This is a genomic window from Paraburkholderia sp. JPY465, from assembly GCF_050436725.1.
GTDB lineage: Bacteria > Pseudomonadota > Gammaproteobacteria > Burkholderiales > Burkholderiaceae > Paraburkholderia > Paraburkholderia youngii.
On the sequence record NZ_JBNDMT010000007.1, the window covers coordinates 161,948 to 174,769 of the forward strand.

At 58.6% G+C, this 12,822-nt stretch carries 11 protein-coding genes, 4 pseudogenes and 2 other annotated features; of the genes and pseudogenes, 6 read left to right on the forward strand and 9 right to left on the reverse strand.

Going from position 1 to position 12,822, the window contains the following annotated elements; all coding sequences use genetic code 11:
* Window positions 1-34: 34 nt before the first annotated feature.
* Window positions 35-1,272 (reverse strand): IS3 family transposase gene (locus QFZ94_RS41270; protein WP_429458928.1). Its coding sequence is split into 2 segments (ribosomal slippage): window positions 35-969 and window positions 969-1,272, totalling 1,239 coding nucleotides; the frame shifts between segments, so codons are not numbered across the junction.
* Window positions 866-982 (reverse strand) — a sequence feature (AL1L pseudoknot). It overlaps the preceding gene by 117 nt.
* Here QFZ94_RS41270 and QFZ94_RS41275 point away from each other — a divergent pair.
* From QFZ94_RS41275 to QFZ94_RS41285, 3 genes and pseudogenes are all read left to right on the forward strand, one after another.
* Window positions 1,195-1,683 (forward strand): DUF4158 domain-containing protein, encoded by a 489-nt coding sequence (locus QFZ94_RS41275; RefSeq protein ID WP_429463799.1) that lies wholly within the window; start codon window positions 1,195-1,197, stop codon window positions 1,681-1,683. The two genes, QFZ94_RS41270 and QFZ94_RS41275, sit on opposite strands and share 78 nt — an antisense overlap.
* On the forward strand, window positions 1,614-1,892 hold the full coding sequence (locus QFZ94_RS41280; protein WP_429464349.1) for a hypothetical protein: 279 nt from the start codon (window positions 1,614-1,616) through the stop codon (window positions 1,890-1,892). The genes QFZ94_RS41275 and QFZ94_RS41280 overlap by 70 nt, the downstream gene beginning before the upstream one ends.
* 104 nt (window positions 1,893-1,996) lie before the next feature.
* Window positions 1,997-2,179 (forward strand): annotated as a pseudogene (locus QFZ94_RS41285) (hypothetical protein); the annotation flags it as partial.
* Window positions 2,180-2,230: 51 nt separating this feature from the next.
* Here the strand turns inward: QFZ94_RS41285 and QFZ94_RS41290 are convergent.
* Window positions 2,231-2,951, reverse strand: a protein-coding gene (locus tag QFZ94_RS41290) for an IS6 family transposase (RefSeq protein ID WP_429463801.1) whose coding sequence is annotated in 2 segments (ribosomal slippage) — window positions 2,231-2,584 and window positions 2,586-2,951 — 720 coding nt in all. Because the reading frame shifts where the segments join, the coding sequence is not laid out codon by codon here.
* Between the two features lie 88 nt (window positions 2,952-3,039).
* On the opposite strand from QFZ94_RS41290, the gene QFZ94_RS41295 reads away from it, so the two are divergent.
* On the forward strand, window positions 3,040-3,312 hold the full coding sequence (locus tag QFZ94_RS41295) for a hypothetical protein (RefSeq protein ID WP_429463803.1): 273 nt from the start codon (window positions 3,040-3,042) through the stop codon (window positions 3,310-3,312).
* Between the two features lie 14 nt (window positions 3,313-3,326).
* On the opposite strand, the gene QFZ94_RS41300 is transcribed toward QFZ94_RS41295, so the two are convergent.
* Together QFZ94_RS41300 and QFZ94_RS41305 are read right to left on the reverse strand one after the other, a co-directional pair.
* Window positions 3,327-3,998: a neprosin family prolyl endopeptidase gene (locus tag QFZ94_RS41300; protein WP_429463805.1), complete on the reverse strand. Its 672-nt coding sequence runs from the start codon at window positions 3,996-3,998 to the stop codon at window positions 3,327-3,329.
* Window positions 3,941-4,162 (reverse strand): annotated as a pseudogene (locus tag QFZ94_RS41305) (DDE-type integrase/transposase/recombinase); the annotation flags it as partial. The pseudogene QFZ94_RS41305 and the gene QFZ94_RS41300, both read right to left, overlap by 58 nt.
* 138 nt (window positions 4,163-4,300) lie before the next feature.
* On the opposite strand from QFZ94_RS41305, the gene QFZ94_RS41310 reads away from it, so the two are divergent.
* Window positions 4,301-5,566 (forward strand): IS256 family transposase, encoded by a 1,266-nt coding sequence (locus QFZ94_RS41310; RefSeq protein ID WP_429455097.1) that lies wholly within the window; start codon window positions 4,301-4,303, stop codon window positions 5,564-5,566.
* Between the two features lie 47 nt (window positions 5,567-5,613).
* On the opposite strand, the pseudogene QFZ94_RS41315 reads toward QFZ94_RS41310, so the two are convergent.
* The 5 genes and pseudogenes from QFZ94_RS41315 to QFZ94_RS41335 form a co-directional block, all read right to left on the reverse strand.
* Window positions 5,614-6,102 (reverse strand): annotated as a pseudogene (locus tag QFZ94_RS41315) (IS6 family transposase); the annotation flags it as partial.
* 19 nt (window positions 6,103-6,121) lie between these two features.
* Window positions 6,122-6,970 carry a hypothetical protein gene (locus QFZ94_RS41320; protein ID WP_429463807.1) on the reverse strand — a complete coding sequence of 283 codons (849 nt, stop codon included), beginning with the start codon at window positions 6,968-6,970 and terminating at the stop codon, window positions 6,122-6,124.
* A gap of 234 nt (window positions 6,971-7,204) precedes the next feature.
* Window positions 7,205-8,791: an integrase catalytic domain-containing protein gene (locus tag QFZ94_RS41325; RefSeq protein ID WP_429463809.1), complete on the reverse strand. Its 1,587-nt coding sequence runs from the start codon at window positions 8,789-8,791 to the stop codon at window positions 7,205-7,207.
* A 91-nt stretch (window positions 8,792-8,882) separates the two neighbouring features.
* Window positions 8,883-10,120, reverse strand: a protein-coding gene (locus tag QFZ94_RS41330; RefSeq protein WP_429455868.1) for an IS3 family transposase whose coding sequence is annotated in 2 segments (ribosomal slippage) — window positions 8,883-9,826 and window positions 9,826-10,120 — 1,239 coding nt in all. Because the reading frame shifts where the segments join, the coding sequence is not laid out codon by codon here.
* Window positions 9,714-9,830, reverse strand: a sequence feature (AL1L pseudoknot). It overlaps the preceding gene by 117 nt.
* Before the next feature lie 46 nt (window positions 10,121-10,166).
* Window positions 10,167-10,748, reverse strand: a pseudogene (locus tag QFZ94_RS41335) (IS110 family transposase); the annotation flags it as partial.
* A 459-nt stretch (window positions 10,749-11,207) separates the two neighbouring features.
* On the opposite strand from QFZ94_RS41335, the gene QFZ94_RS41340 reads away from it, so the two are divergent.
* Window positions 11,208-12,815: a glycoside hydrolase family 28 protein gene (locus QFZ94_RS41340; protein ID WP_429463811.1), complete on the forward strand. Its 1,608-nt coding sequence runs from the start codon at window positions 11,208-11,210 to the stop codon at window positions 12,813-12,815.
* The last annotated feature ends 7 nt before the right edge of the window (window positions 12,816-12,822 follow it).

Here is a 12,822-nt window from a genome sequence, read left to right on the forward strand (position 1 = left end):
CGCCCCGGGTTTCCCGGAGACTATTTTGCTTGAGTCATGCCACGGCGGCAGACCCAGCGAGATTTGCATAATAAGCGGCTTCGGCCTGCGCGGGTGGAATGTTGCCGATGGGGCCGAAGAGCCGACGATTGTTGAACCAGTCCACCCATTCGAGCGTCGCCATTTCAACGGCCTGCAGATTGCGCCACGGTCCGAGGCGATGGATGACCTCTGCCTTGTACAAGCCGTTGATCGTTTCAGCCAGTGCGTTATCGTAGGAGTCGCCCACGCTGCCCACCGACGGCTCGATGCCCGCCTCGACCAGCCGATCCGTATAGCGGATCGATACGTATTGCACGCCGCGGTCGCTGTGATGGATCAGCCCGTCCTGCTGCGCCGGCTGTCGTTCGTACAAGGCCTGCTCCAGTGCGTCCAGAACGAAGTCCGTGCGCGCCGAGCTCGACACGCGCCAGCCGACAATGCGTCGGGCGAACACGTCGATGATGAACGCGACATAGACGAAGCCCTGCCAGCTCGATACATAGGTAAAATCTGAAACCCACAGCGCATTGGGCCGTTCGGCCGTGAATTGCCGCTTCACCAGATCCTTCGGGCACGGCGTCGAACCATCGCTCACTGTCGTACGTACCGTCTTGCCCCGCACCACGCCGCGCAGGCCCATCTGCTTCATCAGCCGCTCGACCGTGCAGCGCGCCACGACAATGCCTTCGCGCTTCAATTGCGTCCAGACCTTGTCTGCGCCATAGACCTGGAAGTTTTCTTCCCACGCGCGCCGGATCTCATCCTTGAGCATCCTGTCACGCTGGGCCCGCGGCGGCACCAGGTCAGGATTGGCGCGGCGAGCCACATGGGTGTAGTACGTCGACGGTGCGATTGGCAGCACCCTGCAGATCGGCTCGACCCCGTAGACGTGCCGGTGATCATCGATGAACGTGATCATCACTTCGGTCGGCGGTCGAGCTCCGCCTGTGCGAAATACGCTGACGCCTTGCGCAGGATTTCATTGACCTGCCGAAGCTCACGTACTTCCCGCTCCAGTTCCTTGAGCCGATCCTGCTCCTGCGTACTCGTGCCCGGGCGCAAACCCCGATCCCGCTCCTCCTTGCGCACCCAGCTACGCAGCGTCTCGCCCGAGCAGCCAAACTTCGCCGCAATCGACGCGATCACTTTCCATTGCGATTCCCGGTCGCCTTGATGTTCCAGCACCATTCGCACAGCCCGCTCACGCACTTCCGGCGAGTATCTTGGGGATTTCTTCTTCGTGTTTTCCATAGCTCCATTTTCTCAAGAAGTGGAGTCTCCGGAAAACCCGGGGCGGTTCAGTATGCCCAGCGGCGCGCCATTCTCGCGCTGTCCGGCTATCGCCTGTGGAGCGAGCAGGACCGGTCCGCGCTGGCCCTCAAGGCCGCACAGCTCGTGCGGCGTGATGTGACGCCCGTCTTCGTGCTGACCGAATTCATCGTCTGGCTGAACCAGCAGCACATCGTACGTCCCGGCTATACCGTCCTGCAGGCCATCGTCAGCACTGCGTTGAGCACCGAACGGCAGCGGCTGGGCGACATGGTCGAGGCCGCCCTGACCAAGAGGCGAAAGCCGCGCTGCAGGGCCTGCTGGTGCGCGACGAGTCCCTGTCCGAACTGGCCGCGATCCGCCAGGACGCGAAGCATTTCGGCGCCCGCATGATGGGACAGGAACGCGAGAAGCGTGCGCTGCTCGAGCCCATCTATCGCGTCGCCCGGACACTGCTGCCCCGGCTCGGGATTTCGCCACAGAACGTTGCCGGATACGCGAGCCTCGCCCATTACTACACGATCTATGACCTTCGGCGCCTGCAGCCGGCCAGACAAGGCTGTACCTGCTGTGCTACGCGTGGCAACGCTACCGGCAACTGAACGACAACCTGGTCGAGGCCTTGCGCTATCACACCAAGAAATTCGAGGATGACAGCAAGGCCAGTGCCGCCCAGGAATTCGTGCGCAACGAGGCCCAGCGGCAGAAAGAAACCGCGCAGGTGGGCAGGCTTCTGCTGCTCTACGTAGATGACGCCCTCGACGACACCCTGCCATTCGGTTCCGTGCGCCGCCAAGCCTTCAGCATCATGCCCAAAGCAGCCCTGCAGCAGACGGGACAGCGGTTGACCCGCAAACCCGTCAGCCAGATGGAGCTGCGCTGGCAGGCTCCGGTGCAAATAGGTAGCGTGGTCGAAATAATCTTTAGAGATTTGGATACCTTATCGATTGAACAGGACGGCGTTCCAAACCGCGGGCGCGGTGGTATCGCTGAGCCTGAGCGCGCAGAGGTCGAACTGCGCCTTGCGAATGCGATGCATCAACTCGATGCCTGAAATCGTGATCGCGGCACTTCTGAACCGTTTGAATCCAGGCATCACGTTCGTTCTTGACTTGATGTGACGATGGTCCTGTTCGATCAGATTATTGAGATACTTCGAAGAGCGCACCTTCGTGTCCTCGGGAAGCAGGCCGTCAATTTTCATCTCACGCACGGCCCGGTGCGACGCGGCATACCCATCGAGGGTGACCGTCTCCGGTGGCTGGCCTTGATGTTTGACCGCCTTGCCGAAAAAGGGCTTTTGCCGCGGCCACATCGCGCTTTGCCCTGAGCATGAAGTCTACCGTCTGGCCGTCCCGATCCACCGCCCGATATAGATAAACCCATTTGCCCCGGATCTTCAGGTACGTCTCGTCAACCCTCCACGACCGTCCTGCAGACGTGGCAAAATGATCCCAGCGCTTGACGAACTCGGGCGTATAGCGGCGCACCCAACGCAGAATCGTCGTGTGAGCCAGCGACAACCCTCGCTCAGCCATCATCTCGACGAGATCGCGCAGGCTGAGTTTGTAGCGCAGATACCAGCGTACACAAAGAATGATCACCTCACGGTCAAAATGACGGCCGGCGAATAGCCCGTCCAGACTCTTCAGCTTGTTCATCGCGGCTCCTCAAATCGGTCAGGGCGACACTCTAACCGATCCTTGAGCGCTATTTGCACCACAACCTTGAAAACCACTCGCCTACACGATGATCAGCTTCGGCACTACTGCCGAAGCTGATCACTCGCTTCGAGACCTTTGTTTCATCGCCGGCCATCGCGCCGTGGTCACGCTCGCCCGCACCGTGCCGATCCCTTCGCACAACGACACACATCGTCGCATCGCACGCCTGGCCGCCGCGATTCCCTCCCATCCCATGGGCTTGTCCAACCGCGCTGCGCCGAGCCTGCTCGAAACGCGCAACCAGTTGATAGAGCACAGCCTTATTGAGAAAGAGCCCCAAAAAAGAATCTCGCGCTGAGCGGGAACGCGTCTTCAACTGCAGCTTGAGCCGCCCGGGCCGCCGACGAAGAAGAATCGGGTCCACCAGCTAGGATACGGTGTGTTGGTGGGCACGTTGCCGCCCTTCCCGTTGCGCAATGGCCCAACCGCGTGATAGCAGTTGGAATTTCGGAAAAGGACAAAGTCGCTCCAGGTAGCGGTATCGGCAAGATTGTAATAGTAAAGATTGCGCTGATACTCGGCATGGCCATACAGCGCGTCGCCCCAGTTTCCACTACCCGCAGCCGGCCACGAGGTACTGCCGGTCGTTTCCGTGCCGAACTTGATATCAGTCGCGTTATGGCTGTTCTGCCCGCCCTGGTAGAAGGCCGCCGGGTAGTACCCGATCGCGACGCCGTCGAAAATGACCCACCAGTTTCCCTCAGTGTCACGGTGATATCCCGTGCTGAACTCGTGCTGAGGACCACCGGGGGCACTAATGTCGGTAAATGCTCGTCCCAGCACGGTGGTTCCGGCGACCAGCACGAAATCCTGCTTGCTATCGTTGTAGGATCCGGTTTGTTGGTAGTTATCCGCCGTGCTGAAAATGAAGGGTTCTGTTGCAGTAAGGGTGTCGGGACGAGAAATGTCGATATGATAAGCATTGCTTATGACACAAGGGAGTAAAACTGCTGGGAAGCAGACGACGGGTCTTTGCCCGCACATTTCATCTGTCCTTTCCTGATCATGTGCATTACCTCGATGCCGCCGAGAATGACCCTCGCACGGTGGAAGTTCTTGAATCCCAGCATCGGCCGGGTCCGGCGTTTGATAGCCCGATGGTCCTGTTCGACAATGTTGTTCAGGTACTTGATCTGACGGACCTTGATCGGCGTCTCGCAAGAGCTATTGTCGAATCTGGTGTACAGCGGGAGCGGCGGGAATTTGAGAAGGCGGTGGCGGTCTAGCGAGAATGTTGCTTGTCAAAGGCACAACCAGCGAACCCGAGAAGGCCGGACCCGACCACCATGAAGAAGATTACGCAAGAAGCGAACAGCAGTAAAGCGCAAACGAAAAGCGTGCTAGATGAGCTGATCCAGCAAGGCGCGCGGCAGATCATTCAGCAGGCAGTCGAGGTGGAACTGGCGACCATGCTCGAACAGTACAGCAACGTGAAGTCGATCGACGGCCGGCGTGCCGTGGTGCGCAACGGCTACCTGCCCGAGCGCGAGGTCGTCACAGCGATCGGTCCGGTGACGGTTCAGGTGCCGAAGGTGCGGGATCGTTCGGGCTCGGGCATCCGGTTCAATTCGACGATCGTGCCGCCGTACGTGCGCAAGTCCGCGCGCGTGTCGGCAGCGCTGCCGTGGCTGTACCTGCGAGGCATCTCGACGGGCGACATGAGCGAAGCCATGGGCATCATGCTGGGCGGCCAGGTCAGCGGCATGTCGCCGAACGTCGTGAGCCGGCTGAAGGCCCAATGGGCCGATGAGCATGAGCAGTGGAATCGGCGTGAGCTGTCGTCGGCGCGCTGGGTCTACTGGTGGGCCGACGGCATTCACACCGGTGTGCGCAGCGACGATTCCGACGGCCAGTGCCTGCTGGTGATCGTTGGCGTCAAACCGGACGGGACGAAGGAACGTGTGGCCATCGGTGACGGCTACCGGGAATCGAAGGCATCGTGGAGCGAACTGCTGCTCGATCTGAAGAAGCGCGGCCTGCCGTCGGGGCCACTGCTGGCCTGCGGCGATGGCGCGATGGGATTCTGGGCCGCGATGGAGGAAGTGTTCCCGCAGACGAAGCATCAGCGCTGCTGGTTTCACAAGATGGGTAACGTGCTCAATGCGCTGCCGAAATCGCAGCAGGCTCGAGGCAAGAAGGCGATGCAGGACATCTGGATGGCGGCCACGCGCGCTGATGCACTGGCCGCATTCAATCACTTCGTCGACGCGTACTCGGCAAAGTACCCGAAGGTCGCCGAAAAGCTGACGGAAGATCGTGACGAGCTGCTCGCGTTTTACGATTTCCCGGCTGAACACTGGCAGCATCTGCGCACCACGAACCCGATTGAATCGACCTTTGCGACGGTGCGCCATCGCACGAAACGCACGCGCAACTGTGTATCGCGCGCGACGTTCCTCGGGCTGGCGTTCAAGCTGATCGAGTCGGCCGAAGAATCGTGGCGGCGCATCCGCGCCCCGGAAAAGCTCACTTCGATGCTTGACGGGATGACGTTCAAGGATGGAGAACCGGTGACCGACAGCACACCGGCTCAGCAATCGCTAGCCGCCTGATTACGCCGAGACCGCATACACCAGATTTGACTTTAACTCGTCTCGCAATCGGCATTCACCGCATCCAGTGCGGCCAGATTGGAGCCGCTTTTGTCGATGGTCACGGTCTCTGGCGTACCATTATGGGCGATCGCCTTTTCAAAGAACCGCCGGGCAGCGACCTTGTCCCGCCTGGCCCTGAGCAGGAAGTCGACCGTGTCGCCCGCCTTGTCCACTGCCCGGTAAAGATATTTCCACTCGCCTTTGATGTTGATATAGCTCTCGTCCATTCGCCAGCTTTTCCCAACCGGACGCTTGTGCTTGCGCAAGCTCCTTTCGAAGAGCGGCAGCAGTTTGATGACCCAGCGGTACACCGTCGAATGATCTACCGCGATACCACGCTCGCCCATCATTTCCGCAAGATTGCGCAAACTCAGCGAATAGGCCACGTACCATCGCACGCACAGCAAAATCACTTCAAGCGGGTAGTGAAGGCGCTTCAGGACCTTGGCCAGGCCCGGCGCGAGTGTGGTTCGCGGTGTCTTTGTCTTCTTCATCGCACAGCTCAAAAATTCGCTACCCAATTTTAACGTGGGCCTTACTGCAACAGAACCTGATCTGCTCGGGATGTTTTTGCGGAGCGGGTCCAAGAACTATTGGCCCGAGAACTGGCGAGAAACACTGCTTTCCTAGTTTATTAAACCCACTTGGTGTGGCGTGCAACTCATTTGCCCACTCGTTATCCGACAAGATCCCAGGCGTCCTCACGCGAATTACTGAGGCAATAAAATCGCGCACCAAGGAGTCTTGCATCACGCCCAATTCGTCAATGAGAATCTTAATTAGAGTGCGCCGAAACGAACCCGGTGCTAGATCGTCTGGATCGGGAACTCTTCGGGCATCCATCGGCGCTTTCAACCATTGCCCGAGACCTAAAAAGCCTTTTCCCGTCGGGATTGCGTAATCATAGTTATGGAGATGAATTTTGGCGCTCGGCCGAATCGCTAACGTTGCGTGAATAAGCCGTTCATACGACTGGTAAACAGTGTTGATCAAATTCGTTAAGCCTACGCTGTCGAAGCAGTCCGAAGGTTTTTTGGCGTTAGAACAATCCGGTTTCAATATTTTTTGAAAGTCATCGAATCCGGCGAAATCGTTACCTCCAGCGCTGATCAGGACGGCAGCTACCGCTGTGTATCCCTTCAATGCAGAAATGAAGCTCGCATAGTAAAAGCCGCTGGCTAATTCAACTGACGTCGCTCCATTAGCCCCGAAACATAGGATATTGGGCTCGTTTGAAAATCTGTTGATTGAGTTCAGCAAATTATTCTCGGGGTACCAAAACCAAGAGTCGCCCAAGGCCAATACATCGAGTCTTTCATTCGCTTTTTTGAATTCGGCTTCGTCCCAATACACTTTTCCCATCTCTTTTCTCCTCGAAAAAAAACGAAGAAGTAGCTCTTCCTGCAGAACCGAGCGTCAAGCCATCAAGGTTCAGGGTACAAAACTCTCCTTTGTCGCTCGCGCACGACTTAAAGACCCAAAATACACAATACTTCGGGAGATTTTGAGTCGAAAGATCGCGTTTTTGCGAAGCGTTCGTTCGCGCACTAGAGAGCGTCAAGCAGCGTGGCCGGCGTGTTGCCTCACGGGATGATGTTACTCCCGGGTAATTGTCAGTCTCTGGTTGTTTTGCGATGACGGCTGGCGCTGCGTAGCGGCGCCAGCCGTCATCGCGTCGGCATCGCCGAGTATCCGCGTCACCAGTTCTCTGGCACGGTTCGATCGCCATGCCTTCACGCGGCGCTGCAAGGTGCGCAGCTGCGCGCCGGAATACATGGTGGGAGCCATTGAAGTGAGACGCTCATGGAGCTTTTGCGCGGTAATGCCGGGCTCCGCTTCGAGCCACTGCTGTATCTTCGGCCAGGTATGCTCGAACGGATCTTCCCGGGTACGCCAGTCATGGGGGACGCGCGCTTTTCGATGATGCGTCGGCCGGACCTCTCCGGCCTGCCACGCCGTTCCAAGACTCACCAGGAAATCCGCGAGTGGAACTTGACCGGATGGCTTTGTCTCTGTCGGCGCCGCTCCGGAAGCACTGCATTCGGCGACACGCTGCTGGGCCTCGCGCATTCGACGTAAGAGATCCAGTGGGTCGAGCGCTCTGAACTGGGCGCGCAGTCTGCGTCTGGTTGCCTCTGACACCGAAGCAGAACGCAGCACGCGCTCGAGCGGCGTCAAGGGCGCCTCATAGCGCTTTGTCACCTTCGCGCCGTGACGGGTCTTCGATTTCAGCTTGAATGACGGCTGGAAGAAGTTGATGTACAGCCGCGACACCTCGTAGAGGGAAGCAAGGGTTGCCGTGGCTTCGAGGCCGCGTAACCTGCCATAGCCAACGAGGCGACGCACGATGGCGCCATTCTTTTGCTCGACCCACGCCTGATCGTTTTTCTTGTAGGCACGTGAGCGCGTCAGTTCGATACCCGTTGCCTTGCAGAAGTCAAGCATGGCCGCGTTCATGAAGGCAGTATCGTTATCGCAATCCAGACCACGCAGCGGAAACGGCAAGGCACGGCTAACACGCTCGATGTGCTCGAGAACGAACGCCCCGCTGCGATACGGCATGGTCAGGCATTCGGTCCAGCCGGTCGCGATATCTGTCATCACGAAGCTGTGCACGAAGTCGCCGTCGATCTTGGTGCCACCACAATGCTCGACGAAATCGACCTCGAGATAGCCGGGCAACGGATCGTTCCAGTCAGAGAACGTGCGGATCGGCACCGCACGGCGAATCGCATTGCCGATTCCTCCGGCGCGCCGGCGCTGGCCGGAGAAGGCCTGCTCGCGCACGTCGCGCAGCAGCCGGTCAATGGTAGCGGCGCTGATCTGCTCAAGCCGTTGGCGCACGTCCTTCGATAGCGACAGGTGACCATGCCGTGTCATCGAGTGGATCAGCGTCGGGATCAGCGCCTTCAGCCGCTTGCCGCAGATCCGGTCGGCAGCCTCCCACAGCGTGATCAGCGCCGCACGCACTTCGTCGTCGTAACGTCGCTGCGGACCTGGCTTCGTCCTTTGCGGCTGCGGATCCCGGCACAGCACCCGGATCGCATGCTTCCGGTGATAGCCCGTCAGTTCAATGAATTCGTCCAGGATCTGGCGTTTCTCCGTCCGGTCAGAACGTCGATACCGCTCGCCAACCGCATCAGTCAATTCCCGTCGTGTTGTCATGCTGAGCCGCCTCGTCATAAGTCGTCCCCGCCAGCATTCTGACGGGTAACAAATTACATGAGGCAACAGGTGAAGCGCCCCGGGTTTTCCGGAGACCGTTTTGCTTGCGTCATGCCACAGTGACAGACTCAGCGAGATTTGCATAGTAAGCGGCTTCTGCCTCGGCAGGTGGAATGTTGCCGATGGGGCCGAAGAGCCGACGATTGTTGAACCAGTCCACCCATTCGAGCGTGGCCATTTCAACGGCCTGCAGATTGCGCCACGGCCCGAGGCGGTGAATGACCTCTGCCTTGTACAAGCCATTGATCGTTTCAGCCAGCGCGTTATCGTAGGAGTCGCCCACGCTGCCCACGGATGGCTCGATGCCAGCCTCGACCAGCCGATCCGTATAGCGGATCGATACGTATTGCACGCCGCGGTCGCTGTGATGGATCAGCCCGTCCTGCTGCGCCGGCTGTCGTTCGTACAAGGCCTGCTCCAGTGCGTCCAGAACGAAGTCCGTTCGCGCCGAGCTCGAGACGCGCCAGCCGACAATGCGCCGGGCGAACACGTCGATGATGAACGCGACATAGACGAAGCCTTGCCAGCTCGATACATACGTAAAATCTGACACCCACAGCGCATTGGGCCGTTCGGCCGTGAACTGCCGCTTCACCAGATCCTTCGGGCACGGCGTCGAACCATCGCTCACTGTCGTGCGGACCGTCTTGCCCCGCACCACACCGCGCAGGCCCATCTGCTTCATCAGCCGCTCGACCGTGCAACGCGCCACGACAATGCCTTCGCGCTTCAATTGCTTCCAGACCTTGTCTGCGCCGTAGACCTGGAAGTTTTCTTCCCACACACGCTGGATCTCGTCCTTGAGCATCCTGTCGCGCTGGGCCCGCGCCGGCACCAGCTCAGGATGGGCGCGGCGGGCCACATGCGTGTAGTACGTCGACGGGGCGATTGGCAGCACCCTGCAGATCGGCTCGACCCCGTAGACGTGCCGGTGATCATCGATGAACGTGATCATCACTTCGGTCGGCGGTCGAGCTCCGCCTGTGCGAAATACGCTGACGCCTTGCGCAGGATTTCATTGACCTGCCGAAGCTCACGCACTTCCCGCTCCAGTTCCTTGATCCGATCCTGCTCCTGCGTGCTCGTGCCCGGGCGCAAACCCCGATTCCGCTCTTCCTTGCGTACCCAGCTACGCAGCGTCTCGCCCGAGCAGCCAAACTTCGCTGCGATCGACGCGATCACCTTCCATTGCGATTCGCGATCGCCTTGATGTTCCAGTACCATTCGCACAGCCCGCTCACGAACTTCCGGCGAGTACCTCGGGGACTTCTTCTTCGTGTTTTCCATAGCTCCATTTTCTCAAGAAGTGGAGTCTCCGGAAAACCCGGGGCGCTTCACTGATCTGCGTGGTAAGGTACTTGAAATGGTCGTGCAATCGCTCAAGGATCGCGATAAGTCGTGGCGGTAACTGGTGTTCGGCCAGTACGACAGGAAGGCGCTTCACGACGCCATGGCCTACGGGCAAGCTGATGCCAAATTCGAGCAGGAATCCATGCATCTGATTTGTCGTGCGTACTCGATCCCGAACCAGGGCCTGGCGGACCCGGTGCAGCGCCGACAGGATCTGCTGCGACTCGTTCTTCGGCGTGACGAACCGCATCGAAGGCCGTGATGCAGCCTCGCAGATCGCCTCAGCATCGACGAAGTCGTTCTTGTTGCTCTTCACGAATGGACGCACGAATTGTGGCGAGATCAGCTTGACGCAGTGTCCGTACTCGCCGAGCTTACGTGCCAGCCAATGCGCACCGGCACAGGCTTCCATCACGACCGTGCAGGCGTGGAACGTTGCGAAGAACTCGACGAGCTGCTTGCGTGAAACCTTCCTGCGAAACACTGCCTTGCCGGCCTTGTCCTGGCCATGCAGATGGAAAGAATGCTTGCCCAGATCAATTCCTACCAACGTGACGTTCTGCATGACAGTGGCCTCCGAAGGAAATTACCGGCTGCGAGGTGGGGGTGACCATCCCATTACAGCTTGCCGAAAAGGTTAACAGCCCCCAGCGGTGTCTTTTTGATTCCGTCTCTAAGCGATTGCTAAAACGCCTCAGGGATCCTGGCTAACCGGTGCAGCCATTTTCTTCGTCATAATGCCCTTCTTGTCAGAATGGATGCGCATATCGTGACGTTGGCTCAGCTATTGCATACGCCCCTGGCCAACCAACAAGGGCGGACTGAATTGAAGAATAAACAGGGCTGCATACCTCACGAATCGCAGGGAAAGACCCGGCGCGCCGAGCTCGACCTGGCATCGGGATGGGCTGATGCAGGAGCTGCGCGGTAAACCTCACCTGCTATGGCGTGCAGTCGATGAGGACGGGACTGAACTGTACATCCTGTTACAGAAGCGCTGCAACATGACCCTAAGGAGAACACAATGCCAACATCCGGGATCGTCCTGCGTGGACTTGCCGGCAAAAGGCTCGCGCGCATCGCAATAGGGTCACTTCTCGTGATTGCGCCCGCGTTGGCATCCACGTCAGCGGACAAGTTACGGCCCGTAAAGACACAATGGGGCACAGTCAACGAACCGTCACTACCTGCAACCGTCTGCAGGCGGCTCGAAGCATCGCTTGCGCCGGTCAACGGCTCCATCGATATGTGGGACGCGAATGCATCTTCGTCCAATCCGGACACCGCGCGCATCCAAGACGCAATCGACGCCTGTCCGGCAGGCCAAGCGGTTAAGCTTGTCACCGGTGCATCAGGAGATCCCGGCTTTCTCAGTGGTCCGCTCAGGCTAAAATCCGGAGTATCGTTGTGGATCGACCGAGGCGTGACGCTATTCGCCTCTCGCAATCCCGCAGACTTCGATAATGGTGCGGGAACGTGCGGTACTGCGACTACATCAAATAAAAAATCTTGCAATCCGCTCATACTTGCACAGACAACTACGGGCAGCGCGATTCTGGGTGACGGGACCATCGACGGTCGTGGTGGCAGCTTGCTCACCAGCGGCGCCAATGCGGGCAGGCGCACCTGGTGGGACGTCGCCTATCAAAACAAGATCTCCGGACTACACCAGCAAAATCCCCGGCTTGTCCAGGTGACGGGAGGCTCCGCTTTCACACTCTATCGCATCACCTTGCAGAACTCGCCCAATTTCCATGTTGTCACCGATGGCGTTGCGGGAGTAGTCGCATGGAATATAAAGGTCCTGGCACCAAGCTTCGCGTACAGCGTCAGCGGGTATGCTTGTCCCTCTGGCACCACACCTGACCAGAAGACCCCCGCTACATGTTTCACGCCGGACACCGTGAAGAACACTGACGGTTTCGATCCCGCTCAGTCACGCAACGTGTTGCTGGCTTATTCGTATATCAGCACAGGTGACGACCACGTCGCCATCAAGGCTAGTGCATCACCTGGCAGCAAGAACCTGATGTTCGCGCATAACCACTTCTACTATGGACACGGCATGTCGATTGGCAGCGAGACGAATGCGGGAATCAGTAACGTCGCGATCATTGATCTAACGATGGATGGAGGAGACAGTCCAAACGGAAACGGCTTGCGGATCAAGTCTAGTTCGTCGCGAGGTGGCAAGGTGAGCGCTGTATCATACAGCGACGTGTGCATGCGCAACGTCGCGGAGCCACTAGTGTTCGACTCGTATTACAGCTCATCGTCAGGCACACTGTACCCGAACTTCCTTCAGATTGCCGTCCACCGATTTCACTATCTCGGCAGCAAGAAGTATGGGGGCGGACGGCTGACATTCTCGGGGTATGAAAACAAGAAGCAGAAGAATCCACTCGTGATCAGCCTGGACAACGTGGTGTTCGATGATAAACAGCCAGCTCTCGCGGAAAGTTTTGCAACGCACTATGCGCTCGGTCCCGGCCCAGTGAGCTTTTCTGACAAGATTGTGACCTCAACGTCCAGGGACGTTCAGGTATCCGGATCACCCGGTCAAGCTGCGCCGGTCGATTGCAGCGGCGCCTTCATTCCCCTCAATGCCGTGGTTCAGGCTTCACCTATCTGATTTGGTC

Coding starts and splice junctions, on each gene's coding strand:
- QFZ94_RS41295 (WP_429463803.1), top strand. CDS start 3,040: ATGATCAGCTTCGGCACTACTGCCGAAGCTGATCACTCGCTTCGAGAC.
- QFZ94_RS41340 (WP_429463811.1), top strand. CDS start 11,208: ATGCCAACATCCGGGATCGTCCTGCGTGGACTTGCCGGCAAAAGGCTC.
- QFZ94_RS41300 (WP_429463805.1), bottom strand. CDS start 3,998: ATGTGCGGGCAAAGACCCGTCGTCTGCTTCCCAGCAGTTTTACTCCCT.
- QFZ94_RS41310 (WP_429455097.1), top strand. CDS start 4,301: ATGAAGAAGATTACGCAAGAAGCGAACAGCAGTAAAGCGCAAACGAAA.
- QFZ94_RS41320 (WP_429463807.1), bottom strand. CDS start 6,970: ATGGGAAAAGTGTATTGGGACGAAGCCGAATTCAAAAAAGCGAATGAA.
- QFZ94_RS41325 (WP_429463809.1), bottom strand. CDS start 8,791: ATGACGAGGCGGCTCAGCATGACAACACGACGGGAATTGACTGATGCG.
- QFZ94_RS41275 (WP_429463799.1), top strand. CDS start 1,195: ATGTTCCAGCACCATTCGCACAGCCCGCTCACGCACTTCCGGCGAGTA.